The 523-nt window shown below is 49.7% G+C and carries 1 pseudogene; it reads right to left on the bottom strand.

Annotation, left to right across the window (positions count from 1 at the left end):
- Positions 1-275: pseudogene (locus HMPREF2890_RS05205) on the bottom strand (IS3 family transposase); the annotation flags it as partial.
- Positions 276-523: the final 248 nt, after the last annotated feature.

Here is a 523-nt window from a genome sequence, read left to right on the forward strand (position 1 = left end):
GTAATGTAGGTGATGTCGCTGACCCAAAGCTCATTGGGGCTTGTCGGCACCACTCCCTTAGCAAGGAATTTGTACTTACGAAAGCGGTGGTTGCTATTGGTCGTGGACTTCCCTTTACGTCGCTTGTTGATAAGACCATACTCCCGTATGAGGGCGTGATAGCGATCTCTGCCCGGCACCTCCATATCGGGAAACATCGTCTGCGACACCAGCCGGAGCTTCTCCGTGCCGATGCCGGGGTAAAGAGCCTTTATGTCTCTGGCTATCTGTATCATATCCTTTGCCAGTGCGGTCTCCTTAGTGCCTCTTCTCAGCCCCTGATAATACGCTTGTCGCGTGTAACCAAAGGTTGTGTAGAGATCCTTTTTGGTGTACAAAGCTGACTGTCGGCAACCCATTTTCACCGCTTTGATCCAAAGTTTTTTTTTAGATCAAAGCCGTATGTTTCATCGGCTACCTGTATGAGTGTGTCGAGGGCAAAAGCTTTGAGTTTAGCTTTGTGGGCTTGCTCCCTTGACTTCTC

It is taken from the genome of Porphyromonas sp. HMSC065F10, assembly GCF_001808555.1.
In the GTDB taxonomy this organism is placed as follows: Bacteria; Bacteroidota; Bacteroidia; order Bacteroidales; family Porphyromonadaceae; genus Porphyromonas_A.